Annotated in this window: 21 protein-coding genes; 13 read left to right on the top strand and 8 right to left on the bottom strand. The window is 62.2% G+C overall.

Annotated elements, in window-relative coordinates; genetic code table 11:
• Window positions 1–3: 3 nt before the first annotated feature.
• Window positions 4–591: a DedA family protein gene (locus NKG95_RS27845; protein WP_023720087.1), complete on the bottom strand. Its 588-nt coding sequence runs from the start codon at window positions 589–591 to the stop codon at window positions 4–6.
• Entirely contained in the window at window positions 588–1,151 is a 564-nt protein-coding gene (locus NKG95_RS27840; protein ID WP_352642697.1) for a DUF1003 domain-containing protein, read from the bottom strand. The genes NKG95_RS27845 and NKG95_RS27840 overlap by 4 nt, the downstream gene beginning before the upstream one ends.
• An 84-nt stretch (window positions 1,152–1,235) precedes the next feature.
• Between NKG95_RS27840 and NKG95_RS27835 the strand changes: the two genes are divergently transcribed.
• From NKG95_RS27835 to gltX, 5 genes are all read left to right on the top strand, one after another.
• The gene (locus NKG95_RS27835; protein WP_023720085.1) at window positions 1,236–1,949 is read left to right on the top strand and encodes a DNA-3-methyladenine glycosylase I; all 714 of its coding nucleotides are present in this window, start codon (window positions 1,236–1,238) and stop codon (window positions 1,947–1,949) included.
• 65 nt (window positions 1,950–2,014) lie between these two features.
• Window positions 2,015–3,697, top strand: a complete 1,683-nt coding sequence (locus NKG95_RS27830) for an NAD+ synthase (RefSeq protein WP_352861330.1) — start codon at window positions 2,015–2,017, stop codon at window positions 3,695–3,697.
• 26 nt (window positions 3,698–3,723) lie between these two features.
• The gene (locus NKG95_RS27825; RefSeq protein ID WP_352482216.1) at window positions 3,724–4,137 is read left to right on the top strand and encodes a GNAT family N-acetyltransferase; all 414 of its coding nucleotides are present in this window, start codon (window positions 3,724–3,726) and stop codon (window positions 4,135–4,137) included.
• Between the two features lie 389 nt (window positions 4,138–4,526).
• Window positions 4,527–6,332, top strand: a complete 1,806-nt coding sequence (locus tag NKG95_RS27820; RefSeq protein WP_352814525.1) for an ABC transporter ATP-binding protein — start codon at window positions 4,527–4,529, stop codon at window positions 6,330–6,332.
• 133 nt (window positions 6,333–6,465) lie between these two features.
• Entirely contained in the window at window positions 6,466–7,839 is a 1,374-nt protein-coding gene (gene gltX / locus NKG95_RS27815; RefSeq protein ID WP_352482218.1) for a glutamate--tRNA ligase, read from the top strand.
• On the opposite strand, the gene NKG95_RS27810 is transcribed toward gltX, so the two are convergent.
• Both NKG95_RS27810 and NKG95_RS27805 read right to left on the bottom strand, forming a co-directional pair.
• Window positions 7,757–8,959, bottom strand: a complete 1,203-nt coding sequence (locus tag NKG95_RS27810) for a DUF2865 domain-containing protein (protein ID WP_023720080.1) — start codon at window positions 8,957–8,959, stop codon at window positions 7,757–7,759. The genes gltX and NKG95_RS27810 overlap by 83 nt on opposite strands.
• Before the next feature lie 85 nt (window positions 8,960–9,044).
• Window positions 9,045–9,227, bottom strand: coding sequence for a hypothetical protein (locus NKG95_RS27805; protein ID WP_023720079.1), 183 nt, complete (start codon window positions 9,225–9,227; stop codon window positions 9,045–9,047).
• Between NKG95_RS27805 and NKG95_RS27800 the strand changes: the two genes are divergently transcribed.
• Window positions 9,226–9,846, top strand: a complete 621-nt coding sequence (locus NKG95_RS27800) for a DUF1287 domain-containing protein (RefSeq protein WP_353043079.1) — start codon at window positions 9,226–9,228, stop codon at window positions 9,844–9,846. The genes NKG95_RS27805 and NKG95_RS27800 overlap by 2 nt on opposite strands.
• A 12-nt stretch (window positions 9,847–9,858) precedes the next feature.
• On the opposite strand, the gene NKG95_RS27795 is transcribed toward NKG95_RS27800, so the two are convergent.
• From NKG95_RS27795 to NKG95_RS27785, 3 genes are all read right to left on the bottom strand, one after another.
• Window positions 9,859–12,183 (bottom strand): NADP-dependent malic enzyme, encoded by a 2,325-nt coding sequence (locus NKG95_RS27795; RefSeq protein ID WP_352844154.1) that lies wholly within the window; start codon window positions 12,181–12,183, stop codon window positions 9,859–9,861.
• A 237-nt stretch (window positions 12,184–12,420) separates the two neighbouring features.
• A complete protein-coding gene (locus tag NKG95_RS27790; protein ID WP_353043078.1) occupies window positions 12,421–13,011 on the bottom strand; it encodes a hypothetical protein in 591 nt (196 codons plus the stop codon).
• Between the two features lie 340 nt (window positions 13,012–13,351).
• Window positions 13,352–14,131: an SDR family oxidoreductase gene (locus NKG95_RS27785; RefSeq protein ID WP_353043077.1), complete on the bottom strand. Its 780-nt coding sequence runs from the start codon at window positions 14,129–14,131 to the stop codon at window positions 13,352–13,354.
• A gap of 120 nt (window positions 14,132–14,251) precedes the next feature.
• Between NKG95_RS27785 and NKG95_RS27780 the strand changes: the two genes are divergently transcribed.
• Window positions 14,252–15,073 (top strand): UDP-2,3-diacylglucosamine diphosphatase, encoded by an 822-nt coding sequence (locus NKG95_RS27780; protein WP_023720072.1) that lies wholly within the window; start codon window positions 14,252–14,254, stop codon window positions 15,071–15,073.
• Between the two features lie 127 nt (window positions 15,074–15,200).
• Entirely contained in the window at window positions 15,201–16,418 is a 1,218-nt protein-coding gene (locus tag NKG95_RS27775) for an MFS transporter (protein ID WP_353043076.1), read from the top strand.
• Here NKG95_RS27775 and dgcA read toward each other — a convergent pair.
• A complete protein-coding gene (dgcA, locus tag NKG95_RS27770) occupies window positions 16,389–17,372 on the bottom strand; it encodes an N-acetyl-D-Glu racemase DgcA (RefSeq protein WP_352494569.1) in 984 nt (327 codons plus the stop codon). The genes NKG95_RS27775 and dgcA overlap by 30 nt on opposite strands.
• A gap of 78 nt (window positions 17,373–17,450) precedes the next feature.
• Between dgcA and NKG95_RS27765 the strand changes: the two genes are divergently transcribed.
• The 5 genes from NKG95_RS27765 (at window position 17,451) to NKG95_RS27745 (ending at window position 22,398) form a co-directional block, all read left to right on the top strand.
• Window positions 17,451–18,635 carry an ABC transporter permease gene (locus NKG95_RS27765; RefSeq protein WP_353043075.1) on the top strand — a complete coding sequence of 395 codons (1,185 nt, stop codon included), beginning with the start codon at window positions 17,451–17,453 and terminating at the stop codon, window positions 18,633–18,635.
• Between the two features lies 1 nt (window position 18,636).
• Window positions 18,637–19,455: an ABC transporter ATP-binding protein gene (locus tag NKG95_RS27760; RefSeq protein WP_023720068.1), complete on the top strand. Its 819-nt coding sequence runs from the start codon at window positions 18,637–18,639 to the stop codon at window positions 19,453–19,455.
• Between the two features lie 13 nt (window positions 19,456–19,468).
• Window positions 19,469–20,842 carry an MlaD family protein gene (locus NKG95_RS27755; RefSeq protein WP_023720067.1) on the top strand — a complete coding sequence of 458 codons (1,374 nt, stop codon included), beginning with the start codon at window positions 19,469–19,471 and terminating at the stop codon, window positions 20,840–20,842.
• 73 nt (window positions 20,843–20,915) lie between these two features.
• Entirely contained in the window at window positions 20,916–21,536 is a 621-nt protein-coding gene (locus NKG95_RS27750) for an ABC-type transport auxiliary lipoprotein family protein (RefSeq protein ID WP_502913990.1), read from the top strand.
• Between the two features lie 334 nt (window positions 21,537–21,870).
• Complete coding sequence (locus NKG95_RS27745) at window positions 21,871–22,398, top strand: c-type cytochrome (protein WP_502895844.1); 528 nt, start codon at window positions 21,871–21,873, stop codon at window positions 22,396–22,398.
• The last annotated feature ends 183 nt before the right edge of the window (window positions 22,399–22,581 follow it).

Genomic DNA, 22,581 nt, shown 5'->3' with positions numbered 1-22,581 from the left:
CGATCAGCTTCCCTTGCGAAGCTCCTTCTTGGCGAGGACGTGCGACGCCAGCCAGCCGAGGATGGCCACAACGAGACCGATGACCAGGGCGATCAGCAACCGCTCGTGGCGGGCCAGCGCCTGGCCGACGATGCGCTCCGCGCCCAGCCCGAAGACATAACCGACAGTGCAGAACAGTGCCGCCCAGACTACCGACGAGATGGCGTTGAGGATGACGAAGCGCGCTGCGGCGATGCCCGACAGCCCGGCTGCGATACCACCGACCAGGCGCAGGCCATAGATGTAGCGGTTCGACAGCACGAAAATGTTGGGATGAGAGGTGACAAGGCGGTAGGCGTGGCTGAACCCTGGCCGGGCTCGGAGTCCGATCACGAATTTATGGTCGGCGAAGCTCCGTCCCAGGATGAAAAAGAACGTGTCGCCACCGAAGGCGCCGAGCGCCGCCGCGAGGAAGGCCTGCCACGGGACGAAGACATGCTGATGCGCAAAGAAACCGCCAAGGATGGCGGCGCTTTCGCCCTCGGCGACGCAGCCCAGAAAAACCGCGACCAGCCCATATTGCTCAATGAGACGATGGATGGCTTCCGTCATGAAGACGTCCGCTGGTTCGACAGAATCTCGTCGATGCGCTTCACCTGCTCGGCCAGCCGGGCGATCTCGTCGCGCATGCCGATGATCTGGCTGTGGCGCAGTTCGTCGAGCTTTTCATGCAACGCCATGATCTCGATCTCGGCCTTGAGATTAACCTCATAGTCGTGGGCGGCGTCGATACGATCGCGCTCGGTCTGGCGGTTCTGCGCCATCATGATCACTGGCGCCTGCAGGGCAGCAACCATGGAAAGCACGAGATTGAGGAAGATGAAAGGATAGGGATCGAAGGCGGCGCGCGACAAGAGCCAGACATTGCCTGCCGTCCACAGGATCAGGAAGCCAATGAATGTCAGGATGAAGGACCACGAACCGCCGATCCGGGCGATGGTGTCAGCCAGGCGGTCGCCAAACGTCTGGTGAAAGGCGACGGCCTTGTTGGTGTCCTTGGAGATCGTGGTGCGCTCGAGCGTTGATTGCAGCACCCGGCTTTCGAGCGCGCTGAGGCCGTCCGGCTTTCGCTTCAGCCAGCGGTTTGCCAGGTCCTCGATCGTTTTGTTCATCGTCGCCTCCGTCGTCAGCGATAGAGGTAGAAGCTGCCGGTTCATACGGGAAGTGGTAGATTGACGCGATGGGGTCAGGAAACAATGGTGGATTTTCAGAAGATTCGCGCCCGTGCGGCGAAACGCAAAGGCGGTGAGGCAGCGCTGACGTCGCTGCTGGGCCCTACGCCCGACAATGCCGCGCTGGCAAAGATTGCGGATGACCGGATCCTGTCGACCATGGCCGAACGGGTCTTTGCCGCCGGCTTCGTCTGGCGCGTCATCGAGCAGAAATGGCCAGGTTTCGAGGAAGCATTTCTTGGCTTCGAGCCGAAGCGGCTGCTGTTCCAGCCTGACGATTTCTGGCACGATCTCACCGCCGACAAGCGCATCGTGCGCAATCCGCAGAAGATCAAGTCGGTACGCGACAACGCAGCCTTCGTCGAGCGCGTGTCGAAGGAGCATGGCAGCTTCGGCAAGTTCCTCGCCGACTGGCCGGCCGGCGATCAGGTCGGGCTGATGGCTTATCTCGGCAAGCACGGGAGCCGGCTCGGCGGCAATACCGGCCAGTATTTTCTGCGCTGGCTGGAGTGGGACGCCTTCATCGTCTCGGCCGACATGGCGGCAGCGCTGCGCGACGCCGGGCTCGACATCGCGCAGAGCCCGACATCGAAGAAGGACCTAGACAAGATCCAGGTGCAGATCAACGCCTGGGCGGCGGAGACCGAGCTGCCGCGCCGACACATTTCGCGCATTCTGGCAATGTCGATCGGCGAGAACCATCCGCCGGAGGCGCTACGCGAATATATGGGCGAATAGGACCGATTGTTTGGTCCAAACGAACGCCATTGCCGGACGAATTTTGCCGCGCTAAACCCACAGGCATGATCGACAAGACCGCTCCAGACATATTGCGCATCGCCGTCGCCCAGCTCAATCCGACGGTCGGCGACGTCGCCGGCAATCTTGCCAAGGCGCGCGAGGCGAGGGCGGATGCCGCCCGCCAGGGCGCCGATCTCGTGCTGTTCACCGAGCTTTTCCTGGCCGGCTATCCGCCTGAGGATCTGGTGCTGAAGCCCGCCTTCCTGAAGGCCTGCGAGCGGGCGGCGGAGGATTTCGCCGGCGATACCGCCGATGGCGGCCCGGGTTTCATCATCGGCACGCCGTTGAAGCGCAAGACCGGCACGCACAATTCGATCATCTTTGCCGATGGCGGCAAGATCCTTGCCGAACGCTACAAGCTCGATCTGCCGAATTACGGTGAGTTCGACGAGAAGCGCGTCTTCCAGGCCGGACCCGAGATCCAGGGGCCGGTCAATTTCCGCGGCGTGCGGGTGGGAGTGCCGATCTGTGAAGATATCTGGGGCGAGATTGCCGTCTGCGAGACGCTGGCCGAAAGCGGCGCGGAAATCCTGCTGGTCCCGAACGGCTCGCCCTATTACCGCGGCAAGGTCGACGTCCGCCACCAGATCGTCATCCGCCAGGTCATCGAATGCGGACTGCCGATTATCTATGCCAACCAGCTTGGCGGCCAGGACGAGCTGATCTTCGACGGCGCGTCGTTTGCCATAGGCTCTGACAAGACGCTGGCCTTCCAGATGAGCCAGTTCGAGGAGACGGTCAACGTCACCACCTGGAAGCGAAAGAATGACGTCTGGGTCTGCTCTGACGGACCGATGTCGAAAATCCCGGAGAAGGAGGAGGCCGACTATCGCGCCTGCATGTTGGGCCTGCGCGACTACGTCAACAAGAACGGCTTCAAGAATGTCGTGCTCGGCCTTTCCGGCGGCATCGATTCGGCGATCTGCGCGGCACTTGCCGTCGATGCGCTCGGCGAGGAACGGCTGCGCGCCGTGATGATGCCTTACCGCTACACTTCGACGGACTCGCTCAAGGACGCCGAGGACTGCGCCCGCGCGCTCGGCTGCCGCTACGATATCGTGCCGATCTTCGAGCCGGTCGAGGGCTTCCTGCACACACTGACGCAGCTTTTCGAGGGCACCAAGGAAGGCATCACCGAGGAAAACCTGCAGAGCCGGGCCCGTGGCACCATCCTGATGGCGATTTCCAACAAGTTCGGCTCGATGGTGGTCACTACCGGCAACAAGAGCGAGATGTCGGTAGGCTACGCCACGCTCTATGGCGACATGAATGGCGGCTTCAACCCGATAAAGGACCTCTACAAGATGCAGGTCTATGCGTTGTCGCGCTGGCGCAACGCGCATGTGCCGCCGGGCGCGCTAGGCCCGTCCGGCGAGGTGATCCCGAACAATATCATCGACAAGGCGCCCTCGGCGGAACTGCGCGAGAACCAGACCGACCAGGATTCGCTGCCGCCCTATCCAGTGCTCGACGACATATTGGAGTGTCTGGTCGAGAACGAGATGGGTGTCGACGAGATCGTTGCGCGCGGCCATGACCGGGCGACGGTGACGCGCGTCGAGCACCTGCTTTACGTCGCCGAATACAAGCGCCGGCAGGCAGCGCCCGGCGTGAAGATCACCAGGAAGAATTTTGGCCGCGACCGCCGCTATCCTATTACCAACCGGTTCAGGGATGGCGGGTAGGCGATTGGCTGCATAACGGTTTAGCCATGGCCAACTTTGAAATCAGCTTCGACCTGTCGCAGATCGACTTCCGGGCGACGTCCGACATTTTGAAGGAGAGCTATTGGGGCAGCGGCCGCAGCGATGAACTGCACCGCCGCGCCTTTGCCAACTCACTGTGCGTCGGCGCCTATGTCGGCGGCAATCAGGTCGGCTTTGGCCGGGCGATCACCGACCGTACGGTATTTGCCTATCTCGCCGACATCATTGTCTGGCCCGGGTATCGCGGGCAAGGCATCGGGACCCGGCTTGTCCAGGCGCTTATCGACCACCCGGATTGCAAGACTGTCACCCACTGGAGCCTGTCTACCAACGATGCCCACGCGGTCTACGAGAAGCTCGGCTTCAGGCCTTCCACCGACGGCCGCTATATGCGCCTCGACCGCGTCCCGGCAGCCTGAACAGAGGCAGCGCACAACCGACCGTTGTTGCAAAATCGTCTCACTGGTTGGACCAGATGCGCTTTCGACCATCTACTGACTTGGCGCGGCGTTGAGGCGTCTCTATAAACGCCTTTCCGCGATCCCCTTGGGGAGGACCGAAATGCCAGGATTTGACATCGTTATGCGAGGCCGCGAAGCCTAGGTCCCAATCGGTGAGCCCGCAGGTTCTTACCTTTGCGGCGAAGCCGAGCTGAGAACAGGCGTTCGTCGATGCCGGTCGCCGCCCGTATTCGGGCGAGCCGCCAAATGTGCCGAACCTCCGCTTTCCTTGGGTGCTAATTCGCCCGACGCGGTTTTTTCAATTTCGACCTTTCCGGGATCGGGCTCGTTTGCGCCCGAATGACATCATGGCTCGTTTTCGAATAGATTTGCGCGCGGGCGCCTTTCGCAGCGTTCTTGGTTTTACGCTCAGTCATTGGCGGCGCCAGCCGTGGCGGCTTTCGCTGATCATGGCCACATTCCTGCTGTCGACCCTGGCCGACGTGCTGACGCCGCTCTATTCCGGCCGGCTGGTCGACGCCGTTGCCAGCAGTGCCACTGCCGACGATGTCGCATGGAATGCCGCGACGGCTGCCTTTTCGATGCTGGTGGCCCTGGCGCTCACCGGTGTCGTGCTGCGCAATCTCGCCTTCATGGCCATCGTCGAACTGACCCTGAAGATGATGGCCGACATCGCCGCCGATGCCTTCCACCGCGTCCAGCGCTTCTCCACCGACTGGCACGCAAACAGCTTCGCCGGATCGACGGTGCGCAAGATAACGCGCGGCATGTGGGCGCTCGACCTGCTCAACGACACGATCCTGATCGCGCTGCTGCCGTCGGTCGTCATGCTTGTCGGCTCGACGCTGTTGCTCGGCTGGTTCTGGCCGCTGATGGGCGCGGTCGTCGCGACGGGCTCGGTGCTGTTCATCGGCGTAACGACGATGCTGTCGCTCGGCTATGTCGCCCCCGCGGCAAGGCTTGCCAATGCGTGGGATACGCGGCTTGGCGGCTCGCTGGCCGATGCGGTGAGCTGCAACGCCGTGGTCAAGGGTTTTGGCGCCGAGGAGCGCGAGGAGACACGGCTTGCCGACGTCGTCGCCAAATGGCGCGCACGCACGCGGCGCACCTGGGTGCGCGGCACCGTCAACGGCACCACGCAAGGCACGATGCTGCTGCTTTTGAGGGCAGCGGTCATCGGCTTTTCCCTGCTTTTGTGGTCGTGGGGGCAGGCGAGCGCCGGCGACGTCGCCTTCGTGCTGACCTCATTCTTCGTGCTGCAAGGCTATCTGCGTGACATCGGCACGCATATCCGCAATCTGCAGCGCTCGATCAATGACATGGAGGAACTGGTCGACTTCCAGTCCGAACCACTCGGCATCGAGGATCGGCCCGGAGCCAAGCCGATCCGGATCACCGATGGCCGTATCACCTTCGACAATGTCACGTTCCACTACGGTAGCCACCGCTTGCCGCTTTATCGGGACTTTTCGGTGGATATCGCTCCGGGCGAGCGGGTCGGGCTGGTTGGCCATTCGGGCTCCGGCAAGACCACGTTCGTCAAGCTGATCCAGCGCCTCTATGACGTGACTGCGGGCAATATCCTGATCGACGGCCAGGATATTGCCAATGTCGCGCAGGCGTCGCTGCGCGCACAGATCGCGATCGTCCAGCAGGAGCCGATCCTGTTCCACCGGTCGCTGGCTGAAAACATCGCCTATGCCCGGCCGAGCGCCACGCAGGCCGAGATCGAGCACGCGGCGCGCTTGGCCAGCGCGCATGACTTCATCGCCGATTTGCCGAAAGGCTATGGCACGCTGGTCGGCGAGCGTGGCGTAAAGCTGTCGGGCGGCGAGCGTCAGCGTGTTGCAATCGCACGCGCCTTCCTCGCCGATGCGCGCATCCTCATCCTGGACGAGGCAACGTCGAGCCTCGATTCGGAATCGGAGGTGCTGATCCAGCAGGCGATGGAGCGCTTGATGGTCGGCCGCACGACGCTGGTCATCGCCCACCGGCTGTCGACCGTGCGCGCGCTGGACAGGCTTCTGGTGTTCGATCGCGGCCGCATTGTCGAGGAGGGATCGCATGACCAACTGATCCGGCTGCAAGGCGGCATCTACCGCCGGCTGTTCGAACGCCAGGCGCTTGAGCTGACCAAAGGCCTGGTGATCTGACGGTTACGGCGCGGCGCGTCTTAATGGACGCGCGGCGCTGCCGTCTTTTCTTCGTCTTCGTCATGTTCTATGTCTGCCGCAGAGCGCGGGGGCGCGTCTTGTCAACAGCAAAACCATCCGGTACGCCCCGCTCATGACAGTTACCGTCCGTTTCGCCCCGTCACCGACCGGCCGCATCCATATCGGCAATGCGCGCACCGCTTTGTTCAACTGGCTGTTCGCCATCAAGAACAAGGGCCGCTTCATCCAGCGCTTCGACGATACCGACGTTGCCCGTTCGACGCAGGAATTTTCCGACGCCATCCTTTATGACCTGCATTGGCTGGGCATCTTCCCCGATGCCACGGAGTATCAGTCGCGGCGGGTCGAAATCTATGATGCCGCACTGGAAAGGCTGAAGGAAGCCCGCCTCGTCTATGCCTGCTATGAGACGCCTGAAGAGCTCGACCTGAGGCGCAAGGTGCGCCGCACGCGTGGCCTGCCGCCAGTCTATGGCCGCGAGGCGCTGACGCTGGCACCCGAGCAGGTCGCGGAATATGAGGCCGATGGCCGGCGGCCGCACTGGCGCTTTCTGCTGCCCAACTTCAGCAGCGATCCGCTGCAGCCGGAGCGCACCGAAATCCACTGGAACGACCTGGTGCGCGGCGAGGAGACCGTCGACCTCGCCTCGCTTTCAGATCCCGTTCTGCGGCGCGAGGACGGCACCTATCTCTACACACTGCCTTCGGTGATCGACGACATCGACATGGGCGTCAGCCATGTCATTCGTGGCGACGACCACGTCACCAATACCGGCGTCCAGATAGCCCTGTTCCGGGCGCTCAGCGCCGAGCCGCCGGTGTTCGGCCACCACAATCTTCTGACAACAGCATCAGGCGAGGGGCTTTCCAAGCGTACCGGCGCGCTGTCCATACAGAGCCTGCGTGAGAGCGGCATAGAGCCAATGGCGGTCGCTTCGCTGGCGGTACTCGTCGGTACCTCGGAAAACGTCGTGGCGGTGCCGACGATGGCTGAACTTGCCGAGCGCTTCGATCCGGCGGCAACATCGAAATCCGCCGCCAAATTCGATCCGGACGAGCTCTTCGTGCTCAACCGCACGCTGCTGCACCACATGCCCTTTTCCGAGGCGCGCGACCGGCTGATCGTGCTCGGCATCTCTGGCGAACAGGCCGAGCCTTTCTGGCTGGCGGTGCGCGGCAATCTCGACAGGCTGGCCGATGCGGCGATCTGGTGGCGCACACTTCGCGACGGTCCAGAGGAGCCGGCGGAGTTTTCCGACGATGACCGCGACTTTCTTCGCCAGGCGTTCGAACTGCTGCCGGAGGAGCCTTGGAACGGCACCGTCTGGAAAGACTGGACCGGCAAAATCCGAGCGGCGAGCGGCCGTAAGGGCAAGGCGCTGTTCATGCCGCTGAGGCTGGCGCTTACGGGACAGCCTTCGGGTCCGGAGCTTGCAGATCTGTTGCCGCTGCTGGGTCGGGAAGGAACGTTGGCCCGACGACCCTGACCTTGCGCTGTTCGGGCGGCGGCAGGGACGTCAGCGAAGGCACGGGTTTGACGGCAAGGCGTCTGATCGCCTCACGGTCGAGGCCGCCTTCCGCATTGGCCAAGGTCTCCGGGTCGGCGCCCGGATCAGGCCTGGCAACCGGCACCGGAATGAACGGAGTGGTCTCCACGTTCGCTTCGGATCGTTCCGGGCTGGGCGGGTTGCCGGCGATGATTTCGAAATTCTGCGCGGCATTGCAGCCGCATGCCGGCGGCCGTGGCATGTCGGACTGCTTGTAGAGGTAGGCCGTCGGCAGTTCGATATAAGGCCTGCCGGTCACCGAAGACGTCATGGACGCCGAATCGCTGTTCATGCCGCGCGTGTAGAAAACCTGCATCTCGGTGCCGGGGCAGCTCGATTCGCAATTCTTCTGGTCGCGCTCGAAATCGCCGAGCGAGGCAGCATTCGACATCGGGAAGAAATAACCGTCGCAGGTCCGCACACACATGGTGCGGAATTCTCCTCGCGGCTGGCCCATGTCGGCGTTGTTGAGCAGGGTGCGGATGTTGCCCGGCTGACTTAGCTCTTCAGCCTGGCTGGGCTCTTCACGCTGGTCGGGCGCATCGGATTCACTGCCCAAAAGCTGCTCGAGCAGGTTTCCGTTGCCGTTTTCATCGCTGGCTTCGCGAACCGGTGCGGGCTTTGATGGCGCCGCTTCGTCGCGGCAGCCATTGGCGTCAAGCGAGGTCAATATGCGCGCGCGATCGCGTCGCGAACCACCGCTGTCAAGCTCAGCGCGCTTGGCCTGCAAGTCGTCGAGATTGGCAGCCATGCGATCGATGGTGGCGTCGAGTGCCGCGCATACGTTGGCGTTGCGGCGAGACAGCGAAAAGCCGCAGCCGGCGCTGCTGGATTGGCTGACGGCCTTTGAAATCTGCTGGCGCTGCCGGGCGATCGCGTCGTCATATTTCCTGAGCAAGGCCGGTTTGCCGCCGCCACCACGAGAAGCGGCAGCAAGATCGGCTTCAAGCTGGCGGCAGAGGCGGGAGGCGGCCTGCGCCTGAGTGACGGCGATGTCGCACAGTAGCAGGGCACCGAGCAGCGCGGCGGCCCGCGTCAGCTTCCAACGTGCGCCCGTCATCGCTCCGGAACTCCGCCTGTCTGCCGTTCTGAAAGCTACCGCGCTTGCGGTTAAGCGTTTGTTTAGCATATCGCTGATTCCGGCTTCAGCCCAAATCGGCGATGGCTTGCGCCTTGTGCGCGGCTTCGACCACAACCAGCGCGTCATATCGACCACGCCGCACGGCATACTCGGACATTGTCAGGACCGCGACACCCTGGCGTTGCACGAAAAAGGCGTATTCGCCCAGAAGAATGCCTGGATCCAGCAATGCCCGGAGGCTTGGCATGACCGCGATTACCCGTCGAGCCGCAGTGCAATTTGGTCTTTTGTGCCTGGCGATGCCGGTTGCCATGGCGCAGGAAAAGCGCATCACGCCGGATTGGGGCACCAAATTGGTCGAAGCCGCCCGTGAGCAGATCGGCGTCACCACGCTCTACGATCCGACCTATACACGCCTGGCCTATCCGGGCGGGGACGTTGAGCCCGAGCGGGGTGTGTGCACGGATGTCGTGATCCGTGCCTATCGCCGCGCCTTCGATCTCGATCTGCAAGAATTGGTGAATGAGGATATGCGGGCCAATTTTGCCGCCTATCCGAAGGCTTGGGGCCTGAAAGCGCCCGACCGCAACATCGACCACCGCCGTGTGCCCAATCTTGCGGTCTATTTTGAGCGGCGCGGTGCTGCCTTGCCCGTCAGCCAAGACCCCGCCGACTATCGGCCTGGGGATCTCGTCGCCCAGATGCTGCCCGGCAATCTGTCGCATATTGCCATCGTGTCGTCCAATCGCTCCACTGTGGTGCCGACAAGAGGGCTGGTCATTCACAATATCGGTGGCGGCGCCAGGGAAGAGGACACTTTGTTTGCCTTCAGGCAGACAGGGCATTTCCGGTTCGGGCCAATCTGAGAAAGCCCACGGCTAGCCCAGATCGACGATGGCTTGCGCCTTATGCGCGGCTTCGACCACGGCCAGTGCCGTCATATTGACGACGCCGCGCGAGGTGACCGACGGCGTCAATATGTGCGCCGGGCTGTCGGTGCCGAGCAGGATCGGGCCGACATGCAGCGCGTCCATCATCGTGCGCAGCGCGGTCAGCGTGATGTTCGCCGAATCGAGATTGGGGAACACCAGCAGATTGGCTTCGCCCTTCAGCCGCGAATGCGGATAGACGCGCTGGCGCAGCTGCTCCGATAGCGCCGAGTCGGCATGCATCTCGCCGTCGCATTGCAGGTCGGGCGCGATGCGCGCCAAGATCGCCGCCGCCTGCCGCATCTTCATGGCGCTTGGCGAATCGCGGGAGCCAAAATCCGAATGCGACAGCAGCGCTGCCTTGGGCTCGATGCCGAAACGCTGAATCTCCTCGGCCGCCAAAACGGTCATCTCAGCAATCTCCTCGGCGGTCGGATCGACGGAGACATGGGTGTCGGTGAGGAAAATGATGCCGCGCTGCGAAATCAGCATGGAAAGCGTCGACAGGTCGCGATCCTTGATGCCGGCGCGCGGCCCGATGATCAGCGTCACGTTGCGCAAATGACGCTCGAAACGGCCCTCAAGGCCGCAGACCATGGCGTCGGCGTCGCCGCGCTTCAGGGCAAGGGCGGCGATCACCGTATTGTCGGTGCGCACCATGGTGCGCGCCGCTTCCGTCGTCACCCCACGCCGGCCGGCAAGCTCGATCAAAAGGTCGACATAGTGGCGGTAACGCGGATCGTCTTCCGGGTTGATCAAGCCGAAATCGACGCCCGGCTTGATGCGTAGCCCGTAGCGCTTCAGCCGCACCTCGATGACATGCGGGCGGCCGATCAGGATCGGTTCGGCAATGCCTTCCTCGAGCACGACTTGCGCGGCGCGAAGCACGCGCTCGTCCTCGCCATCGGCATAGATGACGCGCTTGGCGCTCGACGTCTTGGCCATCGAGAATACCGGCTTCATGACCAGGCCGGAGCGGAAGACGAAGCGGTTCAGCTTGTCGACATAGGCGGCGAAATCGGTGATCGGCCGGGTCGCGACGCCGGTCTCGCAGGCTGCCTTGGCGACGGCAGGGGCAATGCGCAGGATCAGCCGCGGATCGAAAGGTGAGGGGATCAGGAACTCCGGGCCGAAGATCGGCGTCTCGCCGGAATAGGCGCGCGCGGCAACGTCGGACGGCTCTTCGCGGGCAAGCGCTGCAATCGCTCGCACCGCGGCCATCTTCATTTCTTCGTTGATGGCGCTTGCGCCGCAATCCAGCGCGCCACGGAAGATGTAAGGAAAACACAGTACGTTATTGACTTGATTGGGGAAATCGGAGCGGCCCGTGCAGATCATCGCGTCGGGCCGTGCTGCCCGTGCCGCTTCCGGCATGATCTCGGGATTAGGGTTGGCCAGCGCCAGGATCAGCGGCTTGGGCGCCATGTGGTGGAGCAATTCCGGCTTCAGCACGCCGGCGGCAGACAGGCCGAGAAACACGTCGGCGCCGGGCAGAACGTCGGCCAGCGTGCGCGCTTCGGTATCCTTCACATAGGGGTCTTTCCAGCGGTCCATCTCCTCGACGCGGCCCTTATGGGCGACGCCGAACCGGTCGGTGACCCAGATGTTTTCGACCCGCGCGCCGAGTGAGACCAGAAGGTTGAGGCACGCAAGCGCCGCAGCACCTGCACCCGACGTGACGATCTTGATGTCGGAGATGGACTTGCCGGCGAATTCCAACCCATTGAGCACGGCGGCGGCGACGATGATGGCGGTGCCGTGCTGGTCGTCATGGAAGACCGGTATGCCCATGCGCGCTTTCAACTGCTCCTCGACCTCGAAGCACTCAGGCGCCTTGATGTCCTCAAGGTTGATGCCGCCGAAGGTCGGCTCCAGAGCGGAGATCGTCTCGACCATGCGCTCGATGCCCGGTGCATCGATCTCGATGTCGAAGACGTCGATGCCGGCGAACTTCTTGAACAGTACGGCCTTGCCTTCCATCACGGGCTTGGAGGCGAGCGGTCCGATATTGCCGAGGCCCAGCACCGCCGAACCGTTGGTGACGACGCCAACAAGATTGGCGCGGGCTGTATAGTCGGCGGCGGTTGCCGGATCGTCGCGGATTTCAAGGCAGGGGGCGGCGACCCCGGGCGAATAGGCAAGCGCCAGGTCGCGCTGATTGCCGAGCGGCTTCGTCGCCTGGATTTCAAGCTTTCCGGGCCGGGGGTGCTTGTGGAAGTAGAGCGCTGCTTCGTCCAGGTCGGATCGCGCCGCCTTCTTGCTTTCGCCTGTCATGACGGCCGCCTCCTCAGTTCAGTCCGTTTGGTGTTTTGAGTCTCTTAGCATGCAGCCGAGGCTTTTCGAGAGGTGATATGTCGCAAGCGCGAGCTTATGGCTTGCACCGCCGCCGGCCTGTACGGTCTGCCAAATGTTGGCACCATAGGCGCGTTGCTGCGGCGACGTTTGCCGCCGCCCAGTTCGAATGTCTGCTAAGGGTAGACTTATTCAACAATATTGGTGGGAAGCGGTCATTCACAAGTCGGGAAAGTATGCTGCAAGCGCGGTCTCACTTACCCCGTCCGATCCTCGCCACCAGGTCGCCGGATAGCTCCAGTCATTGAAGTGCTGGCCGGTGTGCTCCCGCTCACAAGCAAGCGTAAACTCAGCGAAATAACCCCCTCTGCCCTTTGGCTGAAGCACGCCACAAATGGCGAGGATTTCGATTAGGACGCGCCGCTCTGCTTTGGAAGACTTAAAAACGCCCGTCAACGCTTTCTCAAGACTGCTAGCAGTCGCGTTAGTCTCCATAGACCGCGCCGTCTTTAGTATCTGATGCATTATTTGTTTGTCGGAGGCCGTGGGATTTTGAAGCGCCTCCGCGCGAAAAAGAGACAGGTCGAGCCAAGCGTAGACTGGATTGTCGCGACTCACGCCACCCCATTTATGGCGTCCGAAGTTCAACGGGTTTAAGTCGAGTTTGGCAGGGTTCTGGAATTCGTAGAAGCCGCACCAATTGCATCGCCGCGCGCCAGAAAGAACAATCGACGCTGGCGTCGTGGCAATTTCGTGTTGAGGAAAGTTCGAAACAAAGGCATAGCTGCCGAGTGCGGACCTTAAATCCAATCTCCGACTGCCAAAACTTGCCAAAAAGGAATTGGACAGAGCTGTTGGGTCTGCCCGTTTGCGCCTCGACCAATTGGGAAACCACTTGATCGTGCGACAATTCGACAGGGTCGAACATGTACCCCATGCGCTTGGCATAAGCGAAGTCGTCAGGGGATACGCGCCTATCTGCATCCCGTATCCAACCGTCTTTCCAGAACGCCCCAAAGAGGATTTCCCTTGCCCGTCTGTCGTGCATGGCCCGCTCATTGCTTGATACCCGAAGATCGCACACAAGAAGCTCAGGGGGAACGGTAGGATTGGGTCGTTTCCCGCCATTCCCGGCGGCTAGATATTCCCACTAAAACGCGCTGACGTAGAGGCCGCCGTCGACCGGTATGTTCTGTCCGGTCAGGTAACCGGCGTGAACCGAGCACAGGAAGGCGCAGATCTGGCCGAATTCCTCCGGCGTGCCGAGTCGCTTGGCCGGAACGTTGGCCGCGGCCTTGGCCTTGCGCGCGGCGGCGGCGGCCGGATCTTCGGGTGTGCCGGCCTCATGCGGGCCGCGCAGCCGGTCGGTATCGAGTTTTCCCGGCAGCATGTTGTTGATCGTTACATTGCGGTCGATCACCGTGCGCGCGACGCCGGCCAGGAACGAAGTGAGGCCAGCGCGGGCGCCGGACGACAGGTCGAGGCCGGGGATAGGAACATAGACCGACAGCGAGGTGATGTTGACGATGCGGCCGAAGCCGCGCGCCGCCATGCCGTCGATCACGGCCTGAACCAGCTCGACAGGGGTCACCATGTTCTGGGTGACGCCTTCGAGGATCTTTTCCCGATCGAGCGCACGGAAATCGCAAAGCGGCGGACCGCCATTGTTGTTGACGAGGATGTCGGGATCGGGGAAGGCGGCAAGCAGCGCCTTCTGGACGTCGGGTTTGGATACGTCGCCGACAATCTCGGTCACGCTGACGCCGAATTTCTCGCGCAGTTCAGCGGCGGTTTTGGCCAGCACGTCGGCGTTGCGGCCGTTGACGACCAGATCGCAGCCTGCCTCGGCCAGCGCCATGGCGCAACCGCGTCCCAGCCCCTTGCTCGAGGCGCAGACTATGGCCTTCTTGCCGCGAATGCCGAGGTCCATGGTGATTTTCTCCTCTGATTGCGGCGGCAACCTACCCGTATGGCTGGACCAATCGCAACCGTCATACGGTTGTTGCATGAATCGGGGCATAGCCTCACGCGAAAGCAACGGTGACAAATGATGTCCGGCGCAGAGCCCCGCACTTTCCGCAGCATGTTCATCTCCGACGTCCATCTCGGATCGAAGGCGGCGAAGGCCGAGTTCCTGATCGATTTTCTGCGCCATCACGATGCCGATATCATCTATCTCGTCGGCGATATCGTTGACGGCTGGCGCTTGAGACGGAGCTGGCACTGGCCGCAGAGCCACAATGACGTGGTCCAGAAATTGCTGCGCAAGGCGCGCAAGGGCGCCAGCATCACCTACATCGCCGGCAACCATGACGAGTTCGCGCGGCAGTTCCAAGGTGTGCATTTCGGCGGCATTGTCGTCGCCGATCGCGCCATCCACGAGACCGCCGATGGCAAACGCCTTCTTGTCATCCATGGCGACCAGTTCGACACCGTCGTCCACAATGCGCGCTGGCTGGCCTATCTAGGCGACTATGCCTATGACGCGGCGATGCTGGTCAATCGCGTCATCACGCGCCTGCGCCAAGTGCTCGGCCTGCCTTACTGGTCGTTCTCGTCCTGGGCCAAGGTCAAGGTCAAGAAGGCGGTGAATTTCATCGGCTCGTTCCAGACCGTGCTGACCGAGGAGGCGCGCCGCTCGCATGTCGACGGCGTGATCTGCGGGCACATCCACCATGCCGCGATCGAAAGCTACGAGGACGTGCAGTACATCAACACCGGCGACTGGGTGGAGAGCTGCACGGCGGTGGTCGAGCATTTTGACGGCCGGATGGAGATACTGCATTGGGCGCATGTCCTGCCGGAGACTCCGGTCGGCAGCGAGGTGCTCGTGCCGATCGACATCAAGGGCAGGGCAGTCCAGGCGGCTTGACCAAACCCGGCCTCACCTCGCTTTAATCGGTTAGTCCAGCGGTTTCATCCACTTTTTCGCCGTGTTATGCAGCGGCTGGTGTGGTGGGCCGACCCGGCTGAATGCCGTGCCGACGGATCGCCTGTTAATGTCCTCGCTGCCGCCGCTTTCGCCCGAACAGCTCGTCAAGCCACCCCATTTCGAACTGCGCATGAGCTTGATCTTCTTCACGCTCTTCGTTCCGCTCGGAACGCATGTGCCCTATTTCCCGCTCTGGCTGCAGGCGAAGGGGTTCCATGCCGAGCAGATAGCCGTGATCCTCGCTGCGCCGATGTTCCTGCGCGTGGCGACGACGCCTTTTCTTACCGCTCTGGCAGACAAAGCGAGCGACCGCGCCAATGTCTATGTCGCGCTGGTCGCCGCATCGCTGATCCTGTCGGCCGGTTACTTCCTGCCGCCGACCTACGCAATGGTACTTGCCGTGTCATTGGCGCTGACGGTCGTCTGGACGCCGCATTCGCCGATTGCCGATTCGCTCGCCCTTTCAGGTGTTCGCCGCTTCGGCTCGAACTACGCCGGCATGCGCAAATGGGGCTCGATCTCTTATCTCTGCGCCAATCTCGCCGGCGGCTTCATCCTGTCGGCGAGCGGTGCCCAAGCTGTCCCGGTGATCATCTTCGTGTCGTTATTCGCCGCGCTAGCCGCCGGACTGATCGCGCCGCGCCTCGGCCGTCCGCGCCGCGCCTCGCCGCTTTCGGCTGCCGATATCCAGCAATCGGCACCGAAACTCCTCAACCGGTACTTCCTCTATTTTTCGACCGGCGTCGGCGTCATCACCGCCAGCCACGCGTTTCTCTACAGCTTCGTGTCGATCTACTGGAAGTCGATCGGAATCAGCGATTCGGTTGTCGGACTGCTGTGGGGCTGGGGCGTCGTCGCTGAAATCTGCATGTTCGTCGTCTTCACGCGGGCTTTCGCGTCCTTCTCGGTCGTCTCCATCATGCTGATTGCCGGGATAGGCGCGATCGTGCGCTGGATCGCTTTCCCTCTGATCTGGCCGCTTGGGCTTGGCGTTGGCGGGTTTTTCGCGATCCAGACACTGCACGCCGTCTCGGTGGCGCTGGTGCTGATCGGCCTGCAAAAGATGATCGGTGAGACAATCGCGGAAGAACGCACCGGGGCGGCGCAAGGCATCGCCTATTTCTCCAACGGCTTCTTCATGGCGATGGCAACGCTGATTTCAGGTCCTCTTTACGATCGCTTCGGCGCGAATGGCTTCTTTGCGATGATCCCCATCGCCCTGACGGGCCTGGCGCTGATCGGGCTTGCCGCGCGTTCAGCCCCACAGCGCTGGCTCGGGCGGTGACACCAGCGAACCTTGGTAGACGAGACCTGGAACGCGGTCGCAGGCTAGCAGCAACGGACCGTCGAGATCGACGAAATCGGCATCCTGCGCCAACAGCACGGCCGGCGCCATCGCAAGCGATGTGCCGACCATGCAGCCGACCATGACGCCAAGACCCAGTTCGCGGGCGCGGTCGCGAAGCACGAGTGCTGCGGTCAGGCCACCCGATTTGTCGAGCTTGATGTTGATGGCGTCGTAGAGGCCGACAAGCGCGTCGAGGTCCTTCGCCTCGTGCACGCTTTCGTCGGCGCAGATCGGCACCGGATGCGCGATGTGGCGAAGAATACCGTCATGTCCCGCCCGCAGCGGCTGTTCGATCAAGGCGATACCGTGCTCGGCGGCAAAGGCGAGGTTTGCGACGATATTGTCGTCATTCCAGCCCTCATTGGCGTCGAGAATGATTCGGCTGTCGGGTGCCGCCGCCGTCACTGCACGGATGCGGGCGATGTCGTTGTCGCCGCCGATCTTGACCTTGAGCAGCGGGCGCTGGGCGTTGGCGCGGGCTTGCGCCGCCATCGCCTCGGGCTCGGCGAGCGACAGTGTGTACGCCGTCTCAAGCGCCCGTAACGGAACGGTTCGTATCATATGCGCCACCGGTGTTCCGCTGATCTTCGATTCCAGGTCCCAGAGCGCGCAATCGATGGCATTGCGTGCCGCACCCGCAGGCATGGCACCGAGCAGGGCGGTGCGGCTGATGCCGCCCGCGATCTCACCGCGCATCGCCTCGATCGCGTCGCGCACACCCTCCACGGTCTCGCCATAGCGCTTGTAAGGGACACATTCGCCGCGCCCGGTATGGCCGTCTTCGCTGATGGCGCAGGAAATCACCTCAGCCTCGGTCTTCGAGCCGCGCGAAATGGTGAAGGTCCCGGCAATAGGAAAGCGCTCGGCCTCGACCGAAATGACACGCGCCATATTTTTCTGCTCCGGCTGTGCAACAAGGAGGATATCGGCAAATCGACAGGTCGGCCCCGTCAGGCTAAACAGGACGCCATGTTGACCATCCGCAAACGCGACGCAAGCGGCCCTGCCAAGGAGCCCGACCACCAGCCGCGCATCGCGATCGGCGAGGAGGGCGGCGTTCTCGGCTGCGCTTTCTCGGGAAGCTGGACGACACGCACCGTGGCGCTGGTCGATGCCGAGATGCGCAAGATCGAGCAGCGCAGCGGCTTCAAGACGCTGGCGCTCGACCTCTCACAAATCGAGAAGATGGACACTGCCGGAGCATGGCTGATCGACCGCCTGGTCAGCAGCTTCGAAAAGAAGGGCGTCGAGATCACGATGCAGGGGCAGAGCGAGATCGCCTCGATCCTGCTTGGCGCCGTCGGGGACGCCGTTCGACGCGAGCCCGAATCAGGTTCGGCAAAGCCGCCCAACTTCATCATTCGCGGGCTCGAGGCGGTTGGCCGGCGCGTTTATGAGATGCGCGACGATTTCCTGGCCGCAATGAACATCCTCGGCGCCACGATACGTGGCTCGCAGATGAAGCTTGGCCGCGGCCATGCCGTCAACATGGCGGCGATCTTCAACCAGATCGATCGCATGGGCGTTGGCGCCATACCGGTGGTTGTGCTGATGTCGGCCATTGTCGGTGCGATCGTCGCCCAGCAAGGCGCCTATCAGCTCAGCTATTTCGGCGCCGATATCTTCGTCGTCGACCTGGTCGGCGTGCTGATCCTGCGCGAGCTCGGCGTGCTGATGACGGCGATCATGATCGCCGGCCGCTCCGGTAGCGCGATCACCGCCGAGATCGGCTCGATGAAGATGCGCGAGGAGGTCGATGCGCTGAAAGTGATCGGCCTCAATCCAATCGGCGTGCTGGTGTTTCCGCGGCTGGTCGCGCTGGTCGTCGCGCTACCTTGCCTGACGATCATCGCCAACTTTGCCGCGCTGGGCGGCGGCATTTTGGCTGCATGGCTCTACTCCGATATTGCACCGGCAGCGTTCATTGACCGGCTGCGTGTCGCAATCGACCTCAGCACCATCTTTGCCGGCCTGATCAAGGCGCCTTTCATGGCCATGATCATCGGCATAATTGCCTCGGTCGAGGGCATGAAGGTTGGCGGCAGCGCCGAATCGCTTGGCCAGCATGTGACCGCCTCAGTGGTGAAGTCGATCTTCGTGGTCATTATCCTCGATGGGCTTTTCGCCATGTTCTATGCAGCGATCGAGTTCTGACATGGCGCTGCCGGGCACAAACACGACCAAGGTGGCGGAGAAAGCCAAAGAGGACGAGATCGTGCTGTCGGCGCACGACGTCACGGTGTCGTTCGCCGACCAAGTCGTTCTCGACAAATTGTCGCTCGACATCTGGCGCGGGGAGATTCTCGGCTTCGTCGGTGCCTCCGGTGCCGGCAAATCTGTTCTCTTGCGCACCATCCTTGGCCTGACGCGCAAGCAATCGGGAACAATCAAACTGTTCGGCGTCGACGTCGAGAAGGCAAGCGAAAGGGAGCGCCTTCGCATCGACATGCGGCTTGGCGTGCTGTTCCAGCACGGCGCGCTTTTTTCGGCGCTGACCGTCCTCGAAAACGTCCAGGTGCCGATGCGCGAATATCTCGATTTGCCGAAGAAGCTGATGGACGAACTGGCCATGCTCAAGGTCGAGCTGGTCGGACTGCCGCCGGACGCGGCGCAGAAATTCCCTTCCGAGCTTTCCGGCGGCATGATCAAGCGTGCTGCGCTGGCGCGCGCTCTGGCGCTCGACCCGGATATCGTCTTCCTCGACGAACCGACTTCCGGCCTTGACCCGATCAGCGCGGCTGAGTTCGACGAATTGGTCGTCAAGCTGCGCGATACGATGGATTTGACCGTGTATATGGTCACGCACGATCTCGACACGCTGTTTACCGCGTGCGACCGCGTGGCGGTGCTTGGCAAAAAGAAAGTGCTGGTCGAGGGCACGATCGACGACATGCTCAGGAGCGAGGAACCCTGGGTAAAATCCTATTTCCGCGGAAAACGCGCCCGGCAACTTGATCTTGCGGCGCGCGCATAGCCATAAGTGAGCAATGGAAACCAGGGCCAACTACGTCATTGTCGGCATTTTCACGCTGGCCGCCATCCTCGCGGCTTTCGCTTTCGTCTATTGGACGGCGGCGATCGGCGACAAGGGTGAGACGACCATATTGCGCGTGCGCATTCCAGGGTCGGCTTCGGGACTCGGCCGTGGCAGCTTCGTACTGTTCAACGGCGTCAAGGTCGGCGACGTGCGCCGTGTCTATATCGACGTCGACAATCCGACCGCTGCCATCGCCGACACCGAAATAGACCGCAATACGCCGATCACCAAGTCGACGCAGGCCGATATCGGGCTTGCCGGCCTCACCGGGCAGGCCAATATCGAGCTCAAGGGCGCCGACCCCAAGGAGCCAAAACTCCTCGACGAGGCGGAAAAGGAAGGCCGTGTCGCTGAGATCGTTGCCAACCCGTCGGCGGTCACCAATCTGCTGCAGACGGCGCAGAACATCTTCACCCGCGCCGACAAGGTCCTTTCGGAGCTCGAAGGCTTCACCAAGGACGTTCGCGGGCCGCTGACGCAGACGGTCAACAATGTCCAGACCTTCTCCGATGCACTGGCCAGGAATTCGGACGGGGTCGACAAGTTCCTGGCCAGCGTCAGCTCGCTGGCGGACGAATTGAAGGGTGTTTCGGGCAAGCTCGACGGCACTCTGAAGGCGGCGGAAGGGCTACTCAACGCCGTCGACAAGGACCAGATCAAGAGCATCGTCGCCAATGTCGACACGGTCACTTCCAACCTCAAGGAAACCAGCAAGCAGTTCGACACGGTCATCAAGAACGTCGACACTGCGGTCGGCTCGATCAACGACTTCGCCCAGAAGACGCAAGGCACGCTGGCCAAGGTCGACGGCGTTCTCGACGGCATCGATCCGGCTGAGGTTCGCACCGCGCTGGCCAACATCCAGAAGGCCAGCGAAAACGCCAACGAGGCTGCCGCCGACATCGCCAAGGTGACCAACAAGTTCGCCAACCGAGCCGACGACATCGATGAAACCATCAAAGACGCGCACCAGCTCGCAGGACGCCTCAACGATGCCTCGGTGCGAGTCGACGGTATTCTTGCCAAGGTCGACAAACTGCTCGGCTCCGGCCAGGCCGACGGCGTCATGGCCGACGCGAGAGCGACGCTGAAATCGTTCAAGCAGGTCGCCGACACGCTGAACGCCCGTCTCGGTACCATCACCGACAATCTGGCGCGATTCTCGGGACAGGGGCTGCAAAACGTCGAAGCGCTGGTCCAGGACAGCCGTCGTTCGATCACCCGCATCGAGGAGGCGGTAACCGATCTGAGCCGCAACCCGCAGCGGATCCTGTCCGGCGGCGAGGGCGAGGTCCGGCAGTTCGACGGCAGGGTGCGCCGTTGACTTCGGCCTCCGCCCACAGCAAGAACATAGCTTGCAGATACGCGTTGTTTCCACGATCCGGGGGGGATCGCGTTTGAAGTCGATCAGTTCAGGCAGCATCAGATCGAGTGGGTTGAAGAGCGGGGCGGTGCTGCTGGCGCTTGCGCTTGCAAGCTGCGCGGCCTTGCCTGGCGGCGGACCGGCACCGCTGGACACGTTCGAGCTTTCGGCGCCGTCGCTGGAAGCGCGTGCCCACAGCCGTCGCCAGATCCTCATCGCCCAGCCGTCGGCGCTCAAGGCGCTGGACAGCCAGAACATCGTCATCAAGCCATCGCCGCGATCGATCCAGTATCTCAAGGGCGCGCAATGGGCCGACCGGCTGCCGATAATCGTACAAGCGCGGCTGGCAGAGACGTTCCAGCGCTCGGGCAGCTTCACCGGCGTCGGTAAGCCGGGCGAGGGGCTGGCAATCGACTATCAGGTGATCGTCGAGATCCGCTCGTTCGAGGTGCGTGTCGATGGCGGCCAACATGCCGAGGTCGAGCTGTTCGTGCGCCTGTTGAACGACCGCAACGGCGAAGTGCGCGCTTCGAAGACGTTTAGCGCCATCGCGCCCGTTTCGGGCAATGGCAACCAGGCCTATGTCGGCGCGCTCGACGCGGCGTTCGGTGATGCGGCCGGGCAAATCGTCCGCTGGACGGACACTGTGATCTGACGCGGCCGGAACTGCCGGGCGCAGCTAGGATCAAACTCAATCATCTGACTGCCCCAATGGCCGAGATGGGTGGTAGGTTGCCGTTCGGCTCATCTGCCAGGACGAGCACGTTGCGCCAAAGAAGGCGAAGGCGTTGTGCGTCGGCTAGCGAGCTTCGTAACAGTTGCTCAACCGGACACGACAAGTGCCGACGGTCCAATTGATCGCTGATGGTAATCCGTCCTGGCCATGCTAAAATTTAACGTCCCCGACGTCGCCAAATCGGGGAATTGCGACCAGTTGACGACGCGGGAGGTCGACGGACAAACCACGAACAGACCACAGGGAGGAAGCAATGTTTCGGACACTAATTCATCTTGCATTCTTGACAGCGTCAATTGTTGCCCTGCCATCTTACGCGGCCATGGCCGACGACACACAGATTGCGCGCGGCGAATATCTGGCTACGATTGCCGGCTGCAGCGACTGCCACACACCCGGTTACTTCTTCGGGAAGCCCGACATGTCGCGCTTTCTTGGCGGTTCAGATGTGGGCTTCGAGATTCCTGGTCTTGGTGTCTTTGTCGCCCGCAATATCACGCCTGACAAGGAGACCGGTATCGGAAGCTGGACCCCGGAGCAGATCGTCACCGCGATCCAGACCGGCGAACGGCCGGACGGCCGTATGCTGGCGCCGATCATGCCTTGGCGCGATTTTGCGCATCTCACCGCGGATGACGCCATGGCTATCGCGGCATTCCTCCAAAGTGTGAAGCCGGTCAGCCATCAGGTTCCCGGCCCGTTCAAACCCGGGGAAACGGTGTCGGCTTTCATGATGCGGATTATGCCGCCGGGGGAAGCCGCAGCCGCTGCAACGAAGTAGGGCGGCTTTGATCGGAACGAGATTTTTCTCGCCGAATAGTGGGTGAATGTACCGCCTTGGAGATGGTGAGGCCCGATATCGGAACGGCAAAAATGGGTCGATAATGTTGAAAAAGTCCGGGTTGCAGCAGTCCTGAAGCACTGATTCAATCTTCTTCAATCTTCGTTGTAAGAGGAGATTGAG

Origin of the sequence: Mesorhizobium sp. M1423 (assembly GCF_040317575.1) — a bacterium.
GTDB lineage: Bacteria > Pseudomonadota > Alphaproteobacteria > Rhizobiales > Rhizobiaceae > Mesorhizobium.
The sequence above is the reverse complement of the archived record's forward strand: the minus strand, read 5'-3'. Positions and strand labels throughout refer to the sequence as shown.